Source organism: Serratia proteamaculans (assembly GCF_004684015.1).
Classification (GTDB): Bacteria; Pseudomonadota; Gammaproteobacteria; order Enterobacterales; family Enterobacteriaceae; genus Serratia; species Serratia proteamaculans_F.
This window is the reverse complement of the sequence record NZ_SRIA01000007.1, coordinates 1-21,645: the sequence shown is the minus strand read 5'-3', so window position 1 is coordinate 21,645 and position 21,645 is coordinate 1. Positions and strand designations below refer to the sequence as shown.

Here is a 21,645-nt window from a genome sequence, read left to right as displayed (position 1 = left end):
TTACGAGTACTTTGATTTGCACTTTTTCTTTAAGAAACCAGAACATTAGAATCTGTCCATTTTTGACTGAGGGCTGCTTACATTTGCAGCTTGACCATTTTAGACTTCAATCGACTCAGGGGTCTCCAACGCATCATCGGCTTTATTCGCGCCCCATTTTTTGACACACAATTACTATAGAAACGTCCGCTCCTGGCACAAAGCCGACTGTCAGATAAGGTTCCGCTTAGGCCAGCAACGCTAAACTCCCCAAATACAAAGGGCACAGTCCAAATGAACTGCGCCCCGCATTTTTAAGCCCCGAACTAAAACTTAGCTACGAACCAAATCATCACCGTAGCCGATCCACTTGTAGGTGGTCAGTGCGTCCAGGCCCATTGGGCCGCGGGCGTGCAGTTTCTGGGTGCTGACGGCCACTTCTGCGCCCAGGCCGAACTGGCCGCCGTCGGTGAAGCGGGTACTGGCATTGACGTACACCGCGCTGGAGTCCACCGCACGTACGAAGTGCTCGGCGCTGCTCAGTGAACGGGTGAGGATCGCGTCGGAGTGGCTGGTGCCGTGGGTGCGGATATGGTCTATGGCCTGATCGATGTCATCCACCAGCGCCACATTCAGGTCCAATGACAGCCATTCGTCGTCGTAATCTTCCGCCGCTACCGCCACCACCGTTGCCGGGCCGTCTTGCAACAGCGGCATGGCGTTCTCCGCTGCGTGCAGGGTAACGCCAACCGCCGCCATTCGGGTGCTCAAGGCAGGTAGGAACTCTGCGGCGATGTTGCGGTTCACCAGCAGCGTTTCCAGCGAGTTACAGGCGCTTGGGCGTTGAATTTTGGCGTTTTCGATTACCGTCAGCGCTTTGTCGAAATCCACGCTGTCATCCACGTAGGTATGGCAAACGCCAATACCGCCGGTGATCACCGGGATGGTCGACTGTTCGCGGCACAGCTTGTGCAGGCCAGCGCCACCGCGTGGGATCAGCATGTCGACGTAGCGATCCAGGCGCAGCAGTTCATTCACCAGCGCGCGATCCGGGCTTTCAATCGCCTGTACCGCCGCAGCTGGCAGGCCGCACTGTTCCAGCGCCTGCTGGATCACCTTCACCGTCGCCTGGTTGGTGCGGTGCGTTTCTTTGCCGCCGCGCAGGATCACCGCGTTGCCGGTTTTCAGGCACAGGCTGGCGACGTCGATGGTGACGTTTGGCCGTGCTTCATAAATCACGCCAATCACCCCGAGCGGTACCCGGCGGCGTTCCAGCTTCAAGCCACTGTCCAGCAGGCTGCCGTCCAATACGTGGCCGACCGGGTCGTTCAGGCGACACACCTGACGCACGTCATTGGCGATCGCCGCCAGACGTGCCGGGGTCAGTAACAGGCGATCGAGCAGCGCTTCGGTCATCCCGCTGGCGCGTGCCTGTTCCATATCCTGTTCGTTAGCCTGTAAAATCACTTCGCTTTCGGCTTCCAGTCTGTCGGCAATCACCGACAGCACCTGGTTTTTCTTCGCCGTGCTCAGCACCGCCAGTTGCCAGGAGGCCTGCTTGGCGGCCTTCCCCATCTGCTCCAGCATGCTCACTCCTTAGCTGACAATCATATCGTCGCGGTGAACTGCCACCGGGCCGTATTCATAACCGAGAATTTCGCTGATTTCCTGCGAGTGGTGACCGGCAATCATGCGCATCGCGTCGCTGTTATAACGGCTGACGCCGTGCGCCAGATCGCGCCCCGTCAGGTTGCGGATGCGGATCACTTCGCCACGGGAGAAATCGCCTTTGACTTCGCGGATGCCCTTCGGCAGCAGTGAACTGCCGCGCGCCATAATGGCGTCGACCGCACCGTCGTCGACGGTGATCTCACCGGCCGGAGGGGCGCCGAAGATCCAGCGTTTGCGGTTCTCCAGCGGGGTTTCCAGCGCGTGGAAACGGGTGCCCACCGGTTTGCCTTCAATCACATCAGCCACCACGCCCGGCTTGCTACCGGCGGCGATGATCACGTCGATACCGGCGCGGCAGGCCACGTCGGCGGCTTGCAGCTTGGTGCCCATGCCGCCGGTGCCCAGGCCGGAAACGCTGTCTCCGGCGATGGCGCGCAGTGCATCGTCGATGCCGTGCACTTCACGGATCAGCTCTGCCTGCGGGTTGTTGCGTGGGTCGGCGGTGTACAGCCCCTGTTGATCGGTCAGCAACAACAGTTTGTCGGCCCCGGCCAGGATCGCCGCCAATGCCGACAGGTTGTCGTTGTCGCCCACCTTGATTTCTGCGGTCGCTACCGCGTCGTTCTCATTGATCACCGGCACGATACGGTTGTCCAGCAACGCCGTCATGGTGTCACGCGCATTGAGGAAGCGTTCGCGGTCTTCCAGATCGGCACGCGTCAGCAACATCTGCCCGACGTGGATGCCATAAATGGAAAACAGTTGCTCCCACAGTTGGATCAACCGGCTCTGCCCAACCGCCGCCAGCAACTGCTTGGAGGCGATGGTGGCGGGGAGTTCGGGGTAGCCCAAATGTTCGCGCCCGGCGGCAATCGCGCCGGAGGTGACGATAACGATGCGGTGACCCGCTGCATGCTGTTGTGCGCACTGGCGAACCAGTTCGACAATATGGGCACGGTTAAGACGCAGCGATCCGCCGGTCAACACGCTGGTGCCCAATTTCACAACCAGTGTCTGGCTGCCGTTCATAGTGTTTCTGCCGTATAAGATGAGAAGAATAATGCTTAGGGACTTTGTAACAGGAGAGACGCGTTATGCCAACAGGCACAACGCGAAATCAGCAGAATACTTGCGGTCAAACGGGGTCAGGCGGAAAGTTTAATCAGTTTTTCTTTGAAATCATCGGCGGGTTCCAACGTCAGTTCCATGGTGGTCAACAGCTCACCCAGACGTCGATGGAAATCACGCAGTGTGGTTTCCAGCTTGGCTTTAACTTCAGTATCTTTAATCTTTTCCGGCGTCCACTGCCCTTTCTTATCAAACAGGCCAAACTGATAGGCGTAGGTGAAACGCGTATCTTCAGCATGCAGTTCGATCCACCAGCCCCAAAACTCACGCAGTTCTGGAGCAGGCTTAACATTGACGCAGACGGCTAAACAATCAAAGAAAAAACGGTCGTTCTCACATTGCCCTTCACGCAGATACGGCCCCAAGCTGGCGAAACGTTTCATTAGTCGGCTTTTAGGGTGACCACTCGGTAACGTCATTCTTAAGCTCCTCAATGTAGACCACTCTTTTTAACAAACTGTTAAAATTTAGCAACTAATTAACGCATTTTATCTTTCATCCAATGGGACATTTGCAGCAACGCCTTGTGGAAACTGCTGTACACCGGCTTGCGCGGTATGGCGATCAGTTTGCCATCCATCGAGGATGAAACGATCAGTTGCGACTCTTCTTTCGGGCTGAGTGGATCCTGCTCCCAGTAACCGGCCAGCATCGGCGTCGGGCAACGGCGGCCCAGCAGGCCCTGGGTTTTCAGCGAATAGCTGTTCAACTCGACCTTCAGCACATGATCCGAAGCGTTGGCCATGCCCATCCGGCTGGCCAGTACGTCCATATACATGTCCGGTACGTTTTTCTGGGTGCTGCTGTCGCACAGCAAGCGATGCACCACCGGCCCCAGGCAGGCCACGCCACGCAGCCGCTGTGGCTCCAGATAGGCCAGACGCACCGCCACATTGGCGCCAAAGCGGAAGCCAAACGCGGTGACGCGTTGGTGGTCAATCCAGGGCACGTCGGCCAGTTGGGTCAGCACCTGCTGATGCAGGAAGCTGGAATCTTGCGTCAGCTTCCACTTGTAAGAAGATCCGATGGAAGGCATATCAATGGTCAGCATGGCGATGCCCTGCGGAGCCAGATAATCGTGGAACAGGCGGTGATAGTCGGTCTGCAGGGTGTCCAGGCTGCCGCACATCAGCACCGTCGGGAACGGCGCCTCGCCCTTCTCCGGCATATGCAGGAAGCCGGTAATGCTGCTGCCACCTTCAATGCGGAACTCCAGCTCTTTCAACTGGTACGGCAATAACAACGCGGCCTCTTCGTAAGCCCGGTTGGACAATGCCTCCGCCTGCTCGGCCAGTTCGTCGCCTTTCAGATGCGGGTAGCCGGCAATGCTGTAAAAGTTGGCAGCTTTAAGCCAGTACTGGCCGCCGAGCAGCGGATCCTGCTGTTCCAGCGCGCGCTGCTGCCAGAGCATGCCCTGATGCACCCATTCGTAGATCCAGTTGCCGTTACGGTAACCGACCACAGTATCGAGCCATTTGTCGTTGGTGTGTTCCACATCCGCGACCGCAATGCGTGCCAGCACTTCGTTGATTTCAATTGGATCGACGCCACGCCAGGCCCACAACAGCGGGTTGAGCATGCGGTACCAATTGCTGACGGTGTCGCCTTCCAGCGTGGAATGCAGATCGGCACTGACTTTACTGCGCGCGCGCATCACCAGCGTTGAGGTCTCAGGGTGTTTAAATGAGGGTTTGAACAGGATTTCAGAAAGGTTGGCTTGTGCCATGGTAACAACAGCCTCCGTAAATCTGGTAATAGGCCGCAAACAGCCTAATCAACTGGAGGTAGTGTACCTAACTCTGGAACGATAAACCAAAATAACGCAAACGCCCGGCAGTACCGGGCGTTTTAATCAATCAGCGTGGCAAACTTAACGGCCGCCGATCGGTGGCACGAAGGTCACCGCCATGTCCCATGGCTGCTCAATCCAGGTATCCTGTGGGATATCAACCACATAATCGTCTACCAGCGGGCGACCTGCCGGCTTGGCGAAGATAGTCACGAAATGCGCTTTCGGGTACATTTCGCGGATCGCTTTCGCGGTGCCGCCGGTATCCACCAGATCGTCGATAACGATAAAGCCTTCACCGTCGCCTTCGGCGCGCTTGAGCACTTTCATTTCGCGTTGGTTGTCATGGTCATAGCTGGAAATGCAGACGGTATCCACATAACGAATGCTCAACTCACGTGCCAACAGAGAAGCCGGTACCAGACCGCCGCGGCTTACGGCAATAATGCCCTTCCATTGGTCAGCAGGCAGCAGGCGGTGAGCCAGTTTGCGTGCTTGCATTTGCAGCATGTCCCAGGTAACAACGTATTTTTCGCTCATAGAATGGTGTCCCAGCCAGCAGTGGTGCGGCTTACTCAGTAATCAGGGGAAAAAAGGTTGCGCGAGATTATAAAGACTGACCGCATCAAATACCAGTTGTACCTTGGATTTCATCAGTATTTCGTCTGGTGATTGATGCTGAATAAATGAGCGATGACCAACCAAACTAGTGTGATCAAGCGCTTGAACAGCGCAATACGGTACGGGCACCGCCCGGAATAAAGTGATATTCTCTGGAGATCGTGCCAAAGCCGCACAGATGCCCCTAACCCTAACCGAGCGGCATTCCCGCACTGCCGAGAATGCTGTTACAGGAGACTTATAGTGTCTGAATTGTCTCAACTTTCGCCACAGCCGCTGTGGGATATTTTTGCCAAAATCTGCTCTATTCCGCATCCTTCTTATCATGAAGAAGCGCTGGCACAGCACATCCTCGAGTGGGCCAAAGAGAAACACCTGCACGCCGAGCGTGACCATGTCGGCAACATCCTGCTGCGCAAACCTGCCACCAAAGGGATGGAAAACCGTAAGCCGGTTGCCCTGCAAGCGCACCTGGACATGGTGCCGCAGAAAAATAACGACACCGTGCACGACTTCACCAAGGATCCGATTCAGCCGTACATCGACGGTGAATGGATCAAAGCACGCGGTACCACGCTGGGTGCCGACAACGGTATCGGTATGGCCTCCGCGCTGGCCGTACTGGCCGACGACAGCGTCGAGCATGGCCCGTTGGAAGTGCTGCTGACCATGACCGAAGAAGCCGGCATGGACGGTGCATTCGGCCTGCAGGCCAACTGGTTGCAAGCGGATATCCTGATCAACACCGACTCCGAAGAGGAAGGTGAGATCTACATGGGTTGCGCCGGGGGGATTGATTTCATCACCACCCTGCCACTGCAGCGCGAAGCCGTGCCTGCCGGTTATCAGACACTGAAACTGACCATCAAGGGCCTGAAAGGCGGCCACTCTGGCGCGGATATCCATGTCGGGCTGGGCAACGCCAACAAACTGCTGGCACGCTTCCTGTTCGACCATAGCGCCGAGCTGAACCTGCGCCTGCTGGATCTGAACGGCGGTACGCTGCGTAATGCTATTCCGCGTGAAGCCTCTGCGGTAGTTGCCGTGCCGGCCGAAAAAGCCGATGCGCTGAAAGCGCTGAGCCAGGCGTTCCTGGCGACTCTGCAAAACGAGCTGGCTGCCAAAGAGAAGAACATCACCGTGTTGCTGGAGCCTGTCACCAGTGCCTCGCAGGCGATGACCGCCGATAGCCAGCAGCGTTTTGTGGCGCTGCTGAACGGTACGCCAAACGGTGTGATCCGCATGAGCGACGCGGTGAAAGGCGTGGTGGAAACCTCACTGAACGTGGGCGTGGTCACCACCAGCGACAGCGAAGCAGAAATCATCTGCCTGATCCGCTCACTGATCGACAGCGGTAAAGACTACGTGGTCGGCATGCTGACCGCTCTGGGTCAATTGGCCAACGCCAAAGTGGCGCCAAAAGGCGGCTACCCAGGCTGGCAGCCGGACGCCGACTCACCGGTGATGCATCTGGTGCGCGAGATCTATCAGGACTTGTTCAACAAGACACCGAACATCATGGTGATCCACGCCGGTCTGGAATGCGGCCTGTTTAAAAAGCCGTACCCGAACATGGATATGGTATCGATTGGGCCAACCATCACCGGGCCACACTCACCGGATGAGCAGGTGCATATCGAAAGCGTGGGTCTGTACTGGAAACTGCTGACGGCACTGCTGAAAGCGATCCCGGAACGCGCGTAATATTACAGATAAACCAAAGGCGCAAATATTTGCGCCTTTGTTATTCCCAGGGTAGCAGCAGTTGCCGCTCCAGTTGCGGATCCAGCAGCGTCACGTGCAACCCGACCAGTCGCACCCCGCGACCTTCACGCCGTTCACGCCAGACCTGCCGTGCCACGTTGATCAAATCGTCTTTATTCAGTACCGGCCAAACATGTTCCTGAGTCGTTTGCTGGAAATCCTGAAACTTGAGTTTTACCCCCTGCCGGGCAATGTGCAGATCCGGTTTCACCTTACGCAACCGCAGTTCCAGCTCGGGATAGAGTTTGTCGACAATCAGCGCTTCGCAGTCTTCCCAAGCATGAATATCTTCCGCCAGTGTGCGCTCCACTCCCACCGATTTACGCAACCGCTCTGGTGAAACCTCACGTAGATCAATCCCCTGACAACGCTCCCACAGCACCCTGCCAAACTTGCCGAAGCGCTTTAACAACGCCACCAGGTCATACTGCTGTACGTCGGCGCAGGTGATCAGCCCCACTTCTTCCAGCCGTTTGGCGGTCACTTTGCCCACACCGGGGATTTTACTCAGCGGTAATTGCTGTAAAAACGCCGGCACCTGTGCCGGGGTGATGACGTACTGTCCGTTCGGTTTATTCAGCTCTGAGGCAATCTTGGCGAGGAACTTGATCGGCGCGATACCGGCAGAAGCGGTAAGGTTGAGTTCGTCGGAGATAGTCTGGCGGATTTGCTCGGCGATCAACGTCGCCGAACCGTTGCACTGGCTGCAGTCAGTCACGTCCAGATAGGCTTCATCCAGCGACAGGGGCTCGATTAGTGGGGTGTAGCGGGCGAAGATTTCGCGAATATGCAGCGAGGCTTCCTTATAGGCCGCCATACGGCCCGGCAGCAGTTTAAGGTGCGGGCACAGCTTGAGCGCCATCGCCGTCGACATTGCACTGTGCACACCATAACGGCGCGCAGGATAGTTGGCGGTACTGATCACCCCACGGCGCTCAGCGCTACCGCCGATCGCCAATGGAATGTCGCGCAGGCTGGGGTCGTCGCGCATTTCTACCGCTGCAAAGAAGCAGTCCATATCGACATGAATGATTTTACGCATCGCGCCTCCAATAACACTGTATAAGTATACAGGTGATAGTGAAAAGCTCAAGCCTCGGCTCTACTCGGAGAAAACAGGGTTTCACCCAATTATCTTCGACTTGTTAAAAAAGCGTAATTTTTCAATAGTACGCTGTGGCGAATTAGTCGCCGCAGTTACTGACAACAATAACTCTATGCACAGGATGGTGCCCTACATGAAATCATTATCGGTCTATTTATTAGCTTCTGCCTTATCCCTGATATCCCTTGCCGCGACCGCCGCCCCCGCCATTATCGCTCACCGTGGTGGTACTGCCGACGCTCCTGAAAATACCCGCGTCGCCATTGAAACCGCACTGAAAAACGGCGCCGACGCCATCTGGATCACTCTGCAGGAATCCAAAGACGGTGTGATCGTGCTTTACCGCCCTTCCGATCTGAAAGCGCTAACCAATCAGCAGGGGCTGGTCTCCGCCTTTACCGCTGCGCAACTGGCGAAAGTTGACGCAGGTTGGTCATTCGCCAAAGGTGAAACCCACCCGTTCCGGGGGAAAGGCATTGGCATTCCTCGTTTGGATGAGATCCTCACTGCCTTCCCCAAGGTTAACTTCTATCTGGATATCAAATCCCCAGACGCAGACCCGGCACAGTTCGGCAAAGCCCTGCTGGCGACGCTGGAAAAAACCCACAGCCTGAACCGCACCCGCGTGTACTCCACCGATGCAAAATATCTGCAAGCACTACCGCCAGCGATCAACCGCTTTGAAACCCGCGATAGAACCCGCGACCTGCTGGCGAATATCAGCCTGTCGCACCTGTGCGAGTTGAAGCCAGACCACCAGCAACCGCGCTGGTACGGGCTGGAACTGAAGCGTGAAGTAGAAGTGGTGGAGAAATTTACCCTGGGTGAAGGGCGCTCCAAGGCGTTTCTGACCTGGGATAAAGAATCGATCGACTGCTTCCGCTCACAAGGGCCGGCGCACATCATTTTGTTCGGCATCAACTCACCGGCGGAATACCAGCAGGCGGTGGCATTAGGCGTGGACGGGGTGATGGTCAACTCACCGGCCGAAGCAAAGAGCTTTGTTAAGGCAAAATAACCGATAAAAAAAGGGGCGCTGTATGCGCCCCTGTTATTCAGATGATCCGGTGTTTTTCCAACTGTTTCTGCCGTAATGCCTCTTTCTCCAGACGCTTTTTACGCGCATCGCAGGGTTCAGGACAGTCACAGACTTTATCCATCCCCAACGCCGTAATGCCGCCGCAGCTGCCCTGCAGGCTTTTACGCTTGAACACGTAACCCAACGACATCCCGCCGACAATCAGCAGAAACAACGCGAAGCTGGCGACAAATACTGTCAACATAGCGACCTCATCAGCTCTTATTCAAATAGGGTTTGAACGCCTCGGAGTAGCGCTCTTCAAAACCTTTGGCGGTTTTCACAATCATGAACACCGGGATCCCCATCAGGTTCGCCAACGCCATACCGCGCTCCGGCCCCAATACGTTCAACCCGGTCGACAGGCCATCGGCAGCCATACAGGTCGGGCTCAGCACCGTAACCGACACCAGATGATGATGGATCGGCTTGCCGGTAACCGGATCTATGGTATGCGAATAACGCACGCCGCCCTGCTCGAAGTAGTTGCGATAATCCCCCGAGGTGGCGATCGACATCTCGCCCGGCTGGATCACCAGTTGCGCCTTCTGCTCCATACCCGCCGTCGGCCGTTCAATGGCGATACGCCACGGTTTTTTCTCACCGTTGTGGCCGCGAGTACGAACTTCGCCGCCAATATCTACCATGTAGTTCTTAATCTGCTGCGATTGCAGATACTGGGCAATCACATCCACCCCGTAGCCCTTGGCGATCGAGGAGAGATCGACATACAGCTCAGGAATGCTCTTTACCAGTGCGTTGCCTTGCACCGACAGCTTGTCGATACCGGTCCAGGCACGACGGCGCTCCAGTTCGGCAGCGCTCGGCACCTTATCCGGTCGACCTTCCGGGCCAAAGCCCCACAGATTAACCAGCGGCCCGACGGTCACGTCCAGCGCGCCGTCGGTGACGCGGTTAATGCGTAGCGCTTCCAGCACCACCTCGGTGGTCGCTGCCGATACCGGAAAGGGCTTATCCACTACGCGGCTGGCGTTGAAGCGGCTCAGTTCAGAATCCGGCCGGTAGGTGGACATCTGGTCATTCACCAATTCCAGGCGCTTGTCGATCTCCGCCTGAATTTTGGCGGCAGACGGCGTGTCGTCACCGGTGACGTAACGGACAGAATAAGATGTCCCCATGGTTTTGCCATCGAGATTGACCTGCTCCGGTCCGCAGCCGGTCAATAACAGGGCGGCGCTGAGCGCCACCGTCGTCATTAACCCCTTCATTGCCCATGCGCGCATTTAGCCACCAAAGTCATCAAGCATGATATTTTCGTCTTCGACGCCCAGGTCTTTCAACATCTTGATCACCGCGGCGTTCATCATTGGCGGACCGCACATGTAAAACTCGCAGTCTTCCGGTGCCGGGTGGTTCCGCAGATAGTTCTCCAACAGAACATTATGGATAAAGCCGGTGTAACCCGTCCAGTTATCCTCAGGCTGCGGATCGGAAAGCGCCACATGCCAGGTAAAGTTCTCGTTCTCTGCCTGCAGTTGGTTGAAATCTTCCTCGTAGAACATTTCACGCAGTGAACGCGCGCCGTACCAGAAGGTGATTTTACGCTTCGACTTCAGACGATTGAGCTGGTCAAAGATGTGCGAACGCATCGGTGCCATACCGGCACCACCGCCGATAAAGATCATTTCCGCGTCGGTGTCTTTGGCGAAGAACTCGCCGAACGGCCCGGAGATGGTCACCTTGTCACCGGCTTTTAGCGACCAGATATAAGAGGACATGATGCCCGGCGGCACGTCAGGATCGCGCGGTGGCGGCGTGGCGATACGCACGTTGAGCATAATAATGCCCTTTTCGTCCGGGTAGTTGGCCATCGAGTAGGCACGCACCGTGGTTTCATTCACTACCGAGCGGTAGCGGAACAGGTTGAACTTGTCCCAGTCGCCCCGGTACTCTTCAGGCACGTCAAAATCGGCATAGCTGATGTCGTGTGCCGGCGCTTCGATCTGGATAAAACCACCGGCGCGGAACGGCACGTCTTCCCCGTCAGGGATTTTCAGCTTCAGTTCTTTGATAAAGGTGGCTTTGTTATCATTGGAGATAACCTCGCACTCCCACTTCTTCACACCAAAGATCTCTTCCGGCAGCTCGATTTTCAGGTTCTGCTTCACGTTCACCTGACAGGCCAACCGGCAGCCCTCTTTCGCTTCACGCTTGTTGATGTGTGACAGTTCGGTCGGCAGGATATCGCCGCCACCCTCTTTGATCACCACCCGGCACTGGCCGCAAGAGCCGCCGCCGCCACAGGCGGACGAAACGAAGATCCCCTGGCTGGAGAGCATATTCAACAGCTTGTCACCCGCCGGAGCGGTAAAGCTTTTGTCCAAATCGCCGTTCACTTCCACCGCAATGTCACCGGTGTTCACCAGCTTGGATTTGGCGAATAAAATGAGCAATACCAGCACCATAACGATGCCGGTAAACATCGCGACACCTAAAATAATTTCCATAAATTCTTCCCGCCTTTACAACTGAACACCGGAGAAGGACATAAAGCCCAACGCCATCAGCCCGGTGGTGATAAAGGTAATGCCCAGGCCGCGCAACCCTGCGGGGACATTGGCATACTTGAGTTTTTCGCGGATCCCCGCCATCGCGACAATCGCCAACATCCAGCCGGTGCCGGAGCCGAAGCCGTAAACCACCGACTCGGCGAAGTTGTAGTCACGTTGCACCATAAAGGACACGCCGCCGAAGATGGCGCAGTTCACGGTGATAAGCGGCAGGAAAATGCCTAGCGCGTTGTACAGCGACGGGAAGAAGCGATCGAGGATCATCTCCAGAATCTGCACCAGCGCCGCAATCACGCCGATAAAGGTAATGAAGTTGAGGAAGCTCAGATCGACGCCTTCCACCAGCGCACCGTCACGCAGGATCAGGTTGTAGACCAGGTTGTTCACCGGCACGGAGATCCCGAGCACCAAAGTCACCGCAATGCCCAAACCAAAGGCCGTCGACACCTTTTTGGACACGGCCAGGAAGGTACACATCCCCAGGAAGAACGCCAACGCCATGTTCTCAACGAACACCGCGCGTACAAACAGGCTGATATAATGTTCCATCGGCCATTACTCCTTTTCGATCTGCGCTGGTTTCAGGGTGCGTAGCGCCCAAATCAGCAAGCCGATGATAAAGAACGCGCTCGGTGCCAGCAGGAACAAGCCGTTTGGCTGATACCAGCCGCCGTTCTGCACGGTTTCAAGCACCGGGATGCCAAACAGCTTGCCGGAACCAAACAGCTCACGCAGGAAGCCAACCAACACCAGGATCACCCCGTAGCCCAGGCCGTTGCCGATACCGTCCATAAAACTCTCGATCGGTGGCGATTTCATGGCATAGGCTTCGGCGCGCCCCATCACGATACAGTTGGTGATGATCAGGCCGACAAACACCGACAGCTGCTTGGATATCTCGAACGCATAAGCACGCAGCAACTGATCAACCACAATCACCAGCGAAGCGATAATCGCCATCTGCACGATGATGCGCACGCTGTTCGGAATATGGTGGCGGATCAGTGAAATAAAGAAGCTGGAGAACGCGGTAACCAGCGTCACGGCGATAGTCATCACCACCGCCGTTTCCAGCTTGGTGGTCACCGCCAGCGCGGAACAGACGCCCAACACCTGCAAGGCAATCGGGTTGTTGTCGAACAACGGCCCTAAAAGGACCCGCTTAATCTCTTTGGAATCAGCCATTTTTCAGCGCTCCTTCACGAACTTTTTTCAGGAACGGGCCAAAGCCGTGCTCGCCCAACCAGAAGTCAAAAGTATGCTGCACGCCGTTGGAGGTCAGCGTGGCACCGGACAAGCCGTCCACCCCATGTTCATCCCCCTGACGCGCTCCGCCTTTCACCACGCGGATCGCCGGTTTGCCACTGTCGTCAAACAGTTTTTTGCCGATCCACTGCTGGCGCCAGCCGGCATTCTCCACTTCACCACCCAGCCCCGGAGTTTCCCCCTGCTGGTAGTAAGTGATGCCCTTCACCGTGTTGCCGTCGTTATCCAGCGCCACAAAGGCGTACATCATCGACCACAGGCCGGTGCCGTAGACCGGCAGTACGATTTTGTTCACCGCACCGCTGTCGTCGCGCACCAGGTAGATTTCCGCCAGGTTGCTGCGGCGCTTGATGCCGGCCGGATCGTCCGCCGCCGGCAGTGCCACGCTTTTGGCGTCATCACGCAGGGCCGCAGCCAGATCGAATGTTGCTGCCTTGCCGGTGACAAACTCGCCACTGTTCAAATCCAGCAGGTGCGGTTCGATACGTTGGGTGAACAGCGCCTTGACCTGCTCGCCTTCCATTTTCGGCTGCAGCAAACCGGCCACGTCGAGAATATTGCGCTGTTTGTCGAGTAACTTCTGTTCCTGCTGTTTAGACTTCAGGCCGACGGCGGAACCCGCCACCACCACAGAACACACCAGGCACAATAGCAGTACCACCAGCAGCGTTTTACCGATGCTGTCGTTTTTAGATTCATTCGCCACGGGCTTTTCTCCGCTTGATGTTGGCCTGCACCACCAGGTAATCGAACAGCGGTGCGAACAGGTTGGCGAACAGGATCGCCAGCATCATGCCTTCCGGATAGGCCGGGTTGACCACCCGGATCAGCACGCACATCACGCCAATCAAAATGCCGTACCACCATTTCCCCTTGTTGGTGAACGAGGCGGAAACCGGGTCGGTAGCCATAAAGATCATGCCGAAGGCGAAGCCGCCCAACACCAGGTGCCAATACCACGGCATGGCAAACAGCGGGTTGGTGGTAGAACCGATAGCGTTGAACAGGAAGGCGGTCGCCATCATGCCGAGCATCACGCCGGCGACAATGCGCCAGGAAGCTACGCGACCAAACAGGATTATCGCCCCGCCGAGCAGGATCATCAGCGTGGAAACTTCACCCACCGAGCCGGGAATGTTGCCGAGAAACGCATCCATCCAACTGATGGACTGGCCGGTAGCCACGTTGCTCAGGCTGTGTGCCCCGCCCGCGCTCCACTGTGCCAACGGCGTCGCGCCGGAGAAACCGTCGGCGGAGGTCCACACCAGGTCACCGGAAATCTGTGCCGGATAAGCAAAGAACAGGAACGCGCGCCCTGCCAAAGCCGGGTTAAGGAAGTTACGTCCGGTGCCGCCGAATATCTCTTTCGCCACCACGACGCCGAAGGTGATACCCAGCGCGGCCTGCCACAGCGGCAAGGTTGGCGGCACAATCAGTGCAAACAGAATTGAGGTGACGAAAAAGCCTTCGTTAATCTCATGCTTGCGAATGACGGCGAACAGCACCTCCCAAAAACCACCGACCAGGAACACCACGGCGTAAATCGGCAGGAAATAGCAGGCACCCAGCACCATTTTGCTGACCCAGCCCGCATCCGCCGCCAGTGAGGCCCCCAACCATTGCGCCAACCGATAGTGCCAATCACCCGCCAGCACCTGCTGCAGTTGATCGCCACTGTAAAGGTGGTGCAATGCCGGAATGGCCTGTTGGCCGACGTTGTACATCCCCCAGAACATCGCCGGGAAGACCGCCAGCCACACCAGGATCATCATACGTTTCAGATCGATGGCATCGCGCACGTGCGAAGCGCCGCGCGTCACCAAACCAGGGGTATAGAACACCGTGGTCGTCGCTTCAAACAGCGGGTACCACTTTTCCAGCTTGCCGCCCGGTGTGAAGTGATGCTCGATTTTTTCAAAAAAGTTCTTCAGGCCCATCGGTTATCCTTCCTGCTCAATCTTGGTCAGCACATCGCGCAGCACCGGAGCGTATTCATACTTGCCGGGGCAAACGAAGGTGCACAGCGCCAGATCTTCTTCATCCAGCTCCAGACAGCCCAACGCCTGTGCGCTGTCGCTGTCACCCGCCAGCAGGTCGCGCAGCAGCAGGGTCGGCAGGATATCCAGCGGCATCACCCGCTCGTAGTTGCCAATCGGCACCATCGCACGCTCACCACCGTGGGTGGTGGTCGAGAAGGCGAACAATTTGTTCTTCAGGAAGTGGCCCAGCGTGGTGCGGGTGATGGAGAATTTATCCGGTGATGGTGCGATCCAACCGAACAGCTCTTTATCGCGCCCTTCCTGCAGGACGGAAACCAGCGAATGGAAACGACCGAGGTAAGCGTTCGGCCCGGCAACGTGGGTGCCGCTCAGCACCGAGCCGGAAATCACCCGGTTCTCACCGGCTTTCAGACGCCCGGCGGTCAGTTCGTCGATGCTGGCGCCCAAGCGGGTGCGCAGCAGCACCGGCTGTTCCACCTGCGGCCCGGCCAATGCCACCACCCGGTGGGTATCGAGCTTGCCGGTGGTGAACAAGGTGCCGATGGCGATCGCATCCTGATAGCCGATATGCCAGACGGTTTTTTTCAAACTGACCGGCTCGAGGAAATGAATATGCGTGCCTACCAGACCTGCTGGATGTGGGCCGGCAAATTCGTTATAGGTCACCTGGGCATCGGGTTGTTTGCCCAGGTTCACGCCTGCGGCGTGGCAAACGTGCACCTTGCCATCGGTCAGGCGGGCCAATACCGCCAGCCCGGCGTTGAACGCCGCCAACTGTTCGGCGATGATCACCTGCGGATCGGCAGCCAGAGGCTGGCTGTCCATGGCGGTAACGAAGATGGCGCGCGGAGTGGTGCCCGGTGCAGGCGTTTTACTGAATGGGCGGGTACGCAGCGCAGTCCACAGGCCGCTGGCGAGCAATTCGCTTTCGACCTGTTCCCGCGGCAGCAGGGCCAATTCGGCTACCGGATAATGGGCAAACTCCAGTTGCTCGTCGCCGCCGTTTTCAACGGCGATGACTACCGACTGCAATACGCGCCGTTCACCGCGGTTGATCGCCAGGATACGGCCACTGGCGGGAGCGGTGAAGAAAACCCCGGGGGTCTTTTTATCTTCGAACAGCGCCTGGCCTTTCTTAACGCTTTCGCCTTCCTGCACCAGCATAGACGGGCGCATTCCGACGTAATCTTCCCCAAGCAGGGCGACATGCTGAATGATTGGGCCGTCCTGAATCGCCTGAGCCGGGGCTCCGGCAATTGGCAGATCTAACCCTTTTCTGATTTTAATCATAGGATTTATACGATGTTGGTTAGTTTCACACGTCTTACCGACCCCAGAGGCTGGTAGTGACGATGCCTGGATGATGAGGCCACATCGGCAGCCTCTGGGTTGAGCGCAATGGCATCACGCTCAACATGAAATTTTTCGCACTGACAAAATGGGGTAACGTACATTCCGTTGATTGACTCCTGCGTCCATTTTTTGTGCGTTAATTCGAGGCGGAATATTAACATTTTCCACAACATTTTTCTGCGTCAGGCAGTGACCTGAGTCAAGCAAACACAATTAAATTTCGGCTGTTTCGCCCCACTAATCGTTAAAATCTGCCTGTCGATTCACTTTTATCGAAGTTTGTAGTTTTTTTATACACAACACATATTGCTAAAAAAGAACACACTGGTAATCTGGCGGTGTTTTAAGACCGTAAAACAATAATCAGTGGCATGTTGGCCAAGTGCATTGAGCCAGCAGATAAATATAAGCAGGAATAATAATGAGCAAAATCGCGTTGTTGTTTGCGATGCTTTTTTCTATGCCGATGATCACGGCCTGCAGCGCCAGCGAGCAGGTTCCCGAGGTTCCGGTAGTTAAGCAGCAATTAGTGGGTTCACCGGTCTATATTCAGATTTTCAAAGAAGAACGCACGCTGGAATTGTATGCCAAAATGGGCAACGAATTCCGTCTGGTGAACTCTTTTCAAATCTGTAATTTCTCCGGCGGCCTCGGCCCGAAACGCCGTGAAGGTGACTTTAAGAGTCCGGAAGGCTTTTATAGCGTCGACGCGCGCCATCTGAAACCCGACAGCAAGTATTACCGTGCCATCAATATTGGCTTCCCGAATGATTACGATAAATCGCAGGGTTATTCCGGCGCTTATCTGATGATCCACGGTGAATGTAAATCTATTGGGTGTTATGCCATGACCAACACCTATATGGATGAGATTTACCGCTATGTCGAAGCCGCGTTCGCTTACGGCCAGAGCCGGATCGATATCAGTATCTATCCGTTCCGCATGACCGACAAGAACCTGAAACGCCATAGCTCCTCCAGCTACATCGCCTTCTGGCGCCAGTTGAAGCCAGGCTATGACTACTTCGTCAAAAACCACCAGCCGCCGATGGTCAGCGTAGCCAATGGTCAGTACGTATTGGGTCAACCCGTGCTGAGCAGCAGCCAGATGACGCAGTACGCGTCAACCGCGGCTCCCGTTGTCAGCACCAATCCCTTCGCCCAGAGCAAGCCGCTCACCGAAGTGAAATAGTGCGAATTCGCCTGGCGCTATCTTGTGCCAGGTTTCATTCGCCGTCAGCGGCTGGGTAGCAATTACCGTGACCACATCGTTAGGTGTGGTCTGCTGCTGAAAATCAATCTCTACGTCCTGATCGAGCAGCGTGGCTTTGCCAAACGGCGCGCGACGCGTGATCCAGTACAGGTTGGTCGAGCAATAAGCCATCACAAAGCGCCCATCCGACAGCAACATATTGAATACCCCCTTCTGACGCAGTTGATCCGCCAGCAAAGCGATATAACGGAAAACCGGTGGCCAACGGCTCGGGGTGCGCGGGTATTTCAGGGAAAGCTGATGCAGCAACCAGCAGAAAGCGTACTCGCTGTCAGTCTGGCCAACCGGGCGGAAAGTGCCGGTTTCCAACTGGCGGTAGCCTTTCAACTGGCCATTGTGCGCGTAGGTCCAGTTACGACCCCACAACTCACGGGTAAAGGGATGGGTATTTTCCAGCGCAACTTCACCGCGATTGGCCTGGCGAATATGCGATACCACCGCACAGGATTTGATCGGGTATTCCTGCACCAGACGGGCAATTGGCGAGTCGAAACTCGGCTGGGGATCCTTAAACGTGCGGCAACCGTTCCCTTCATAGAAGGTAATACCCCAACCATCTTTATGTGGCCCGGTACGGCCACCGCGCTGAACCAGCCCGGTAAAGCTAAAGCAAATATCGGTCGGTACGTTTGCGCTCATCCCGAGCAGTTCACACATCGATTGCCACTCCTTAACCACTCGCGCTATACATGATTAGCGGGGGCTTGACGCCCCCTAAAGCCATTAAGCCTTAACCATCTCTTTTTCAATCAGCTGAATCAAGATGTGGATCGCTTTGATATGAATTTCCTGAATGCGGTCAGCGTAACCGAAGTGCGGTACGCGGATTTCCACATCGGCAGAACCGGCCATTTTGCCGCCGTCTTTGCCAGTCAGGGTGATCACTTTCATCCCTTTGGCACGCGCCGCTTCGATGGCTTTAATAATGTTGCCGGAATTACCCGAGGTGGAAATGCCCAGCAATACATCGCCTTCACGACCTACCGCTTCCACATAGCGTGAAAACACATACTCGTAACCAAAGTCGTTGCTGACGCAAGACAGGTGGCTAACGTCGGAAATGGCAATCGCCGGATAACCCGGACGGTTTTCACGGTAGCGGCCAGTCAGCTCTTCGGCAAAGTGCATCGCGTCACAGTGGGAGCCACCGTTACCGCAAGAAATGACTTTCCCGCCGGCTTTAAAGGAATCGGCCAGCAGCACGGCTGCGCGTTGGATCGCGTCGATATTGGCGTCGTCATTGATAAATTTCGCCAGGGTATCGGCTGCTTCGTTCAGTTCACTGCGAATAAGGTCGTGGTACATGAGGAACCTCTTGTTATCGTCAATCTTCCGCCCCGCAGTGTAACGGATCGGGGAAAAACCGAGAAGCATTGTCAGTCAAACAGCAGCCCGGTTGAGGCAACGATGAGGTTTTTGATGATTGATGCGGTTAGTTTGTGACTTAAGTTGTAATTAAACTGTAAATGCATTGATAAAAATATGGGGTTGTACTAAAACCTATTACATACACACAACAGGTCAGACCTCTTGCCACTTTGGAGCTTCTTATGATGGTTCTTAGTATTGTTGTTTTGCTGGCACTCATTGGTGTGGTGTTTTATCACCGAGTGAACCTTACCCTCAGTAGCCTTATTCTTCTGGCATACACCGCCGCCATGGGCGCTATCGGTCTGTGGAGCTTCTGGATGCTGCTGCCGCTGGCAATTATCCTGCTGCCGTTGAACGTCACGTCATTGCGCCGTTCATTGCTGTCCGCCCCAGCGCTGCGCGCATTCCGCAAGGTGATGCCGCCGATGTCCACCACTGAAAAGGAAGCAATCGAAGCCGGGACCACCTGGTGGGAAGGCGATCTGTTCCGCGGTACGCCGGACTGGAACAAACTGCATAACTACCCGAAACCGCAGCTGACCGCCGAAGAACAAGCGTTCATCGACGGCCCGGTGGAAGAAGCCTGCCGTATGGCCAACGACTTCCAAATCACCCATGAACTGGCTGACTTGCCGCCAGAACTGTGGGCATATCTGAAAGAACACCGCTTCTTCGCGATGATCATCAAGAAAGAATACGGCGGCCTGGACTTCTCTCCTTATGCTCAGGCGCGCGTACTGCAAAAACTGTCCGGCGTTTCCGGCATTCTGGCCATCACCGTCGGCGTACCAAACTCCCTCGGCCCTGGCGAACTGCTGCAACATTACGGTACTGACGAACAGAAAAACCATTACCTGCCAGGCCTGGCGCGCGGCGACGAGATCCCTTGTTTCGCCCTGACCAGCCCGGAAGCAGGCTCCGATGCCGGTGCCATTCCGGATGTCGGCACCGTCTGCATGGGTGAGTGGCAAGGCGAACAGGTACTGGGCATGCGCCTGACCTGGAACAAACGCTATATCACGCTGGCACCGGTTGCGACCGTGCTGGGCCTGGCGTTCAAACTGTATGACCCGAATCACCTGCTGGGCGATAACGAATCACCGGGCATCACCTGTGCGCTGATCCCAACCAGCACGCCAGGTGTTGAAATCGGTAACCGCCACTTCCCGCTGAACGTACCGTTCCAAAACGGCCCGACTCGCGGTAATGACGTGTTCGTACCTATTGATTACATCATCGGCGGGCCAAAAATGGCCGGTCAGGGCTGGCGTATGCTGGTTGAATGCCTGTCGGTAGGGCGTGGCATCACCCTGCCTTCCAACTCCACCGGTAGCGTGAAGTCCATGGCGCTGGCGATTGGGGCCTACGCCCATATCCGCCGTCAGTTCAAGCTCTCAATCGGCAAGATGGAAGGTATCGAAGAGCCACTGGCGCGTATCGCCGGTAACACCTACGTGATGGATGCTGCGGCTACGCTTATCACCAGCGGCCTGATGCTGGGTGAGAAACCGGCCGTGCTGTCGGCCATCGTGAAATACCACTGTACCCACCGCGGCCAGCAGGCAATCATTGATGCAATGGATATCGCCGGCGGTAAAGGCATCATGCTGGGTAAATCCAACTTCCTGGCCCGAGCTTACCAGGGCGCGCCTATCGCCATCACGGTTGAAGGCGCCAATATCCTGACTCGTACCATGATGATCTTCGGTCAGGGGGCTATCCGCTGCCATCCTTACGTGCTGGATGAAATGGCTGCAGCGCAGAATAACGACCTGAACGCCTACGACAAATTACTGTTCGGCCATCTGGGCCACGTGGGCAGCAACAAGGTACGCAGTTTCTGGCTGGGCCTGACTAACGGTCGCACCAGCAGCACACCAACCAAAGACGCGACTCGTCGTTACTACCAGCAGTTGAACCGCCTGAGCGCTAACCTGGCGCTGTTGTCGGACGTTTCCATGGGCGTACTGGGCGGCAGCCTGAAGCGCCGTGAGCGTATCTCTGCCCGTCTGGGGGATATCCTCAGCCAAATGTATCTGGCTTCTGCGGCACTGAAACGCTTTGAAGACGAAGGTCGTCAGAAAGAAGATTTGCCGCTGGTACATTGGGCCGTACAGGACAGTCTGCATCAGGCAGAACAGGCACTCGATGACCTGCTGCGCAACTTCCCGAACCGCTTCATCGCCGGAGTGATGCGCCTGGTCGTTTTCCCGTTAGGCCGAGTCCATACTGCACCCTCTGACCGTCTGGATCACCAATTGGCCAAGATCATCCAACAGCCGTCTGCCACCCGTAGCCGTCTGGGCCGTGGCCAATATCTGACACCAAGCGAGCATAACCCGGTTGGCCTGCTGGAAGCCGCACTGGCTGACGTGATCGCCGCCGAACCGATTCACGATCGTCTGTGCAAGGCGGCCGGCAAGAATCTGCCGTTCACCCGACTGGATCGTCTGGCGCAGCGCGCGCTGGAAGAAGGCAAGATCAACGCCGACGAGGCGAAGATCCTGGTGAAAGCCGAAGAAAGCCGTCTGCGTTCCATCAACGTGGATGACTTCGAGCCGGATGCGCTGGCGGCCAGTAAGCCGGAAAAGTCGCTCAAGCAGGATAAGCGCCTGAAACACACCGAAGCCGCGTAACTGCAATAAACTGACTTACCCAGGGGCGATCATCATCGCCCCTTTTCTATTTCTGCTTAAAAATGCGTAGCGCTTCGCAG

Annotated in this window: 20 protein-coding genes; 4 read left to right on the top strand and 16 right to left on the bottom strand. The window is 56.2% G+C overall.

From position 1 onward, the window contains the following. Positions 1 to 312 precede the first annotated feature (312 nt). From proA to gpt, 5 genes are all read right to left on the bottom strand, one after another. Positions 313 to 1,566 (bottom strand): glutamate-5-semialdehyde dehydrogenase, encoded by a 1,254-nt coding sequence (gene proA / locus E5C26_RS04795; protein WP_167796610.1) that lies wholly within the window; start codon positions 1,564 to 1,566, stop codon positions 313 to 315. Between the two features lie 9 nt (positions 1,567 to 1,575). After that, positions 1,576 to 2,679, bottom strand: coding sequence for a glutamate 5-kinase (gene proB / locus E5C26_RS04790; protein WP_012005410.1), 1,104 nt, complete (start codon positions 2,677 to 2,679; stop codon positions 1,576 to 1,578). Positions 2,680 to 2,795: 116 nt separating this feature from the next. Next, complete coding sequence (crl, locus tag E5C26_RS04785; protein ID WP_135315289.1) at positions 2,796 to 3,197, bottom strand: sigma factor-binding protein Crl; 402 nt, start codon at positions 3,195 to 3,197, stop codon at positions 2,796 to 2,798. A gap of 59 nt (positions 3,198 to 3,256) precedes the next feature. After that, on the bottom strand, positions 3,257 to 4,504 hold the full coding sequence (frsA, locus tag E5C26_RS04780) for an esterase FrsA (RefSeq protein WP_135315288.1): 1,248 nt from the start codon (positions 4,502 to 4,504) through the stop codon (positions 3,257 to 3,259). Between the two features lie 144 nt (positions 4,505 to 4,648). Beyond that, positions 4,649 to 5,107 (bottom strand): xanthine phosphoribosyltransferase, encoded by a 459-nt coding sequence (gpt, locus tag E5C26_RS04775; RefSeq protein WP_020825376.1) that lies wholly within the window; start codon positions 5,105 to 5,107, stop codon positions 4,649 to 4,651. Between the two features lie 324 nt (positions 5,108 to 5,431). Between gpt and pepD the strand changes: the two genes are divergently transcribed. Beyond that, positions 5,432 to 6,892 carry a beta-Ala-His dipeptidase gene (gene pepD, locus E5C26_RS04770; RefSeq protein WP_135315287.1) on the top strand — a complete coding sequence of 487 codons (1,461 nt, stop codon included), beginning with the start codon at positions 5,432 to 5,434 and terminating at the stop codon, positions 6,890 to 6,892. Positions 6,893 to 6,932: 40 nt separating this feature from the next. On the opposite strand, the gene dinB is transcribed toward pepD, so the two are convergent. Continuing rightward, on the bottom strand, positions 6,933 to 7,994 hold the full coding sequence (gene dinB, locus E5C26_RS04765) for a DNA polymerase IV (RefSeq protein WP_135315286.1): 1,062 nt from the start codon (positions 7,992 to 7,994) through the stop codon (positions 6,933 to 6,935). 196 nt (positions 7,995 to 8,190) lie between these two features. On the opposite strand from dinB, the gene E5C26_RS04760 reads away from it, so the two are divergent. Continuing rightward, entirely contained in the window at positions 8,191 to 9,075 is an 885-nt protein-coding gene (locus E5C26_RS04760; RefSeq protein ID WP_135315285.1) for a glycerophosphodiester phosphodiesterase family protein, read from the top strand. 37 nt (positions 9,076 to 9,112) lie between these two features. Here the strand turns inward: E5C26_RS04760 and nqrM are convergent, their stop codons facing one another. From nqrM to E5C26_RS04720, 8 genes are read right to left on the bottom strand one after another with little or no spacing between them, the layout of a single operon-like run. Beyond that, a complete protein-coding gene (gene nqrM, locus E5C26_RS04755) occupies positions 9,113 to 9,340 on the bottom strand; it encodes a (Na+)-NQR maturation NqrM (protein WP_135315284.1) in 228 nt (75 codons plus the stop codon). A gap of 10 nt (positions 9,341 to 9,350) precedes the next feature. Beyond that, positions 9,351 to 10,379, bottom strand: a complete 1,029-nt coding sequence (locus tag E5C26_RS04750; protein ID WP_135315283.1) for an FAD:protein FMN transferase — start codon at positions 10,377 to 10,379, stop codon at positions 9,351 to 9,353. Beyond that, positions 10,380 to 11,603, bottom strand: coding sequence for an NADH:ubiquinone reductase (Na(+)-transporting) subunit F (gene nqrF, locus E5C26_RS04745; protein WP_135315282.1), 1,224 nt, complete (start codon positions 11,601 to 11,603; stop codon positions 10,380 to 10,382). Positions 11,604 to 11,618: 15 nt separating this feature from the next. Next, positions 11,619 to 12,215 carry an NADH:ubiquinone reductase (Na(+)-transporting) subunit E gene (gene nqrE / locus E5C26_RS04740; protein ID WP_012005400.1) on the bottom strand — a complete coding sequence of 199 codons (597 nt, stop codon included), beginning with the start codon at positions 12,213 to 12,215 and terminating at the stop codon, positions 11,619 to 11,621. Between the two features lie 6 nt (positions 12,216 to 12,221). After that, positions 12,222 to 12,851, bottom strand: a complete 630-nt coding sequence (locus E5C26_RS04735) for an NADH:ubiquinone reductase (Na(+)-transporting) subunit D (RefSeq protein WP_020825369.1) — start codon at positions 12,849 to 12,851, stop codon at positions 12,222 to 12,224. Then, positions 12,844 to 13,638, bottom strand: a complete 795-nt coding sequence (locus E5C26_RS04730) for a Na(+)-translocating NADH-quinone reductase subunit C (RefSeq protein WP_135315281.1) — start codon at positions 13,636 to 13,638, stop codon at positions 12,844 to 12,846. Before E5C26_RS04730 ends, E5C26_RS04735 begins: the two co-directional genes overlap by 8 nt. Further along, positions 13,628 to 14,869, bottom strand: coding sequence for an NADH:ubiquinone reductase (Na(+)-transporting) subunit B (locus tag E5C26_RS04725; protein ID WP_037423048.1), 1,242 nt, complete (start codon positions 14,867 to 14,869; stop codon positions 13,628 to 13,630). Before E5C26_RS04725 ends, E5C26_RS04730 begins: the two co-directional genes overlap by 11 nt. A gap of 3 nt (positions 14,870 to 14,872) precedes the next feature. Further along, positions 14,873 to 16,222, bottom strand: a complete 1,350-nt coding sequence (locus E5C26_RS04720; protein ID WP_135315280.1) for a Na(+)-translocating NADH-quinone reductase subunit A — start codon at positions 16,220 to 16,222, stop codon at positions 14,873 to 14,875. Between the two features lie 484 nt (positions 16,223 to 16,706). On the opposite strand from E5C26_RS04720, the gene dpaA reads away from it, so the two are divergent. Beyond that, positions 16,707 to 17,477 carry a peptidoglycan meso-diaminopimelic acid protein amidase gene (gene dpaA, locus E5C26_RS04715; RefSeq protein WP_135315279.1) on the top strand — a complete coding sequence of 257 codons (771 nt, stop codon included), beginning with the start codon at positions 16,707 to 16,709 and terminating at the stop codon, positions 17,475 to 17,477. Here dpaA and E5C26_RS04710 read toward each other — a convergent pair. Together E5C26_RS04710 and lpcA are read right to left on the bottom strand one after the other, a co-directional pair. After that, a complete protein-coding gene (locus E5C26_RS04710; protein ID WP_135315278.1) occupies positions 17,409 to 18,215 on the bottom strand; it encodes a class II glutamine amidotransferase in 807 nt (268 codons plus the stop codon). The genes dpaA and E5C26_RS04710 overlap by 69 nt on opposite strands. Positions 18,216 to 18,281: 66 nt before the next feature. Then, positions 18,282 to 18,863 (bottom strand): D-sedoheptulose 7-phosphate isomerase, encoded by a 582-nt coding sequence (gene lpcA, locus E5C26_RS04705; protein WP_004949058.1) that lies wholly within the window; start codon positions 18,861 to 18,863, stop codon positions 18,282 to 18,284. Positions 18,864 to 19,108: 245 nt separating this feature from the next. Between lpcA and fadE the strand changes: the two genes are divergently transcribed. Beyond that, positions 19,109 to 21,565: an acyl-CoA dehydrogenase FadE gene (gene fadE, locus E5C26_RS04700; RefSeq protein WP_135315277.1), complete on the top strand. Its 2,457-nt coding sequence runs from the start codon at positions 19,109 to 19,111 to the stop codon at positions 21,563 to 21,565. Positions 21,566 to 21,645 lie beyond the last annotated feature (80 nt).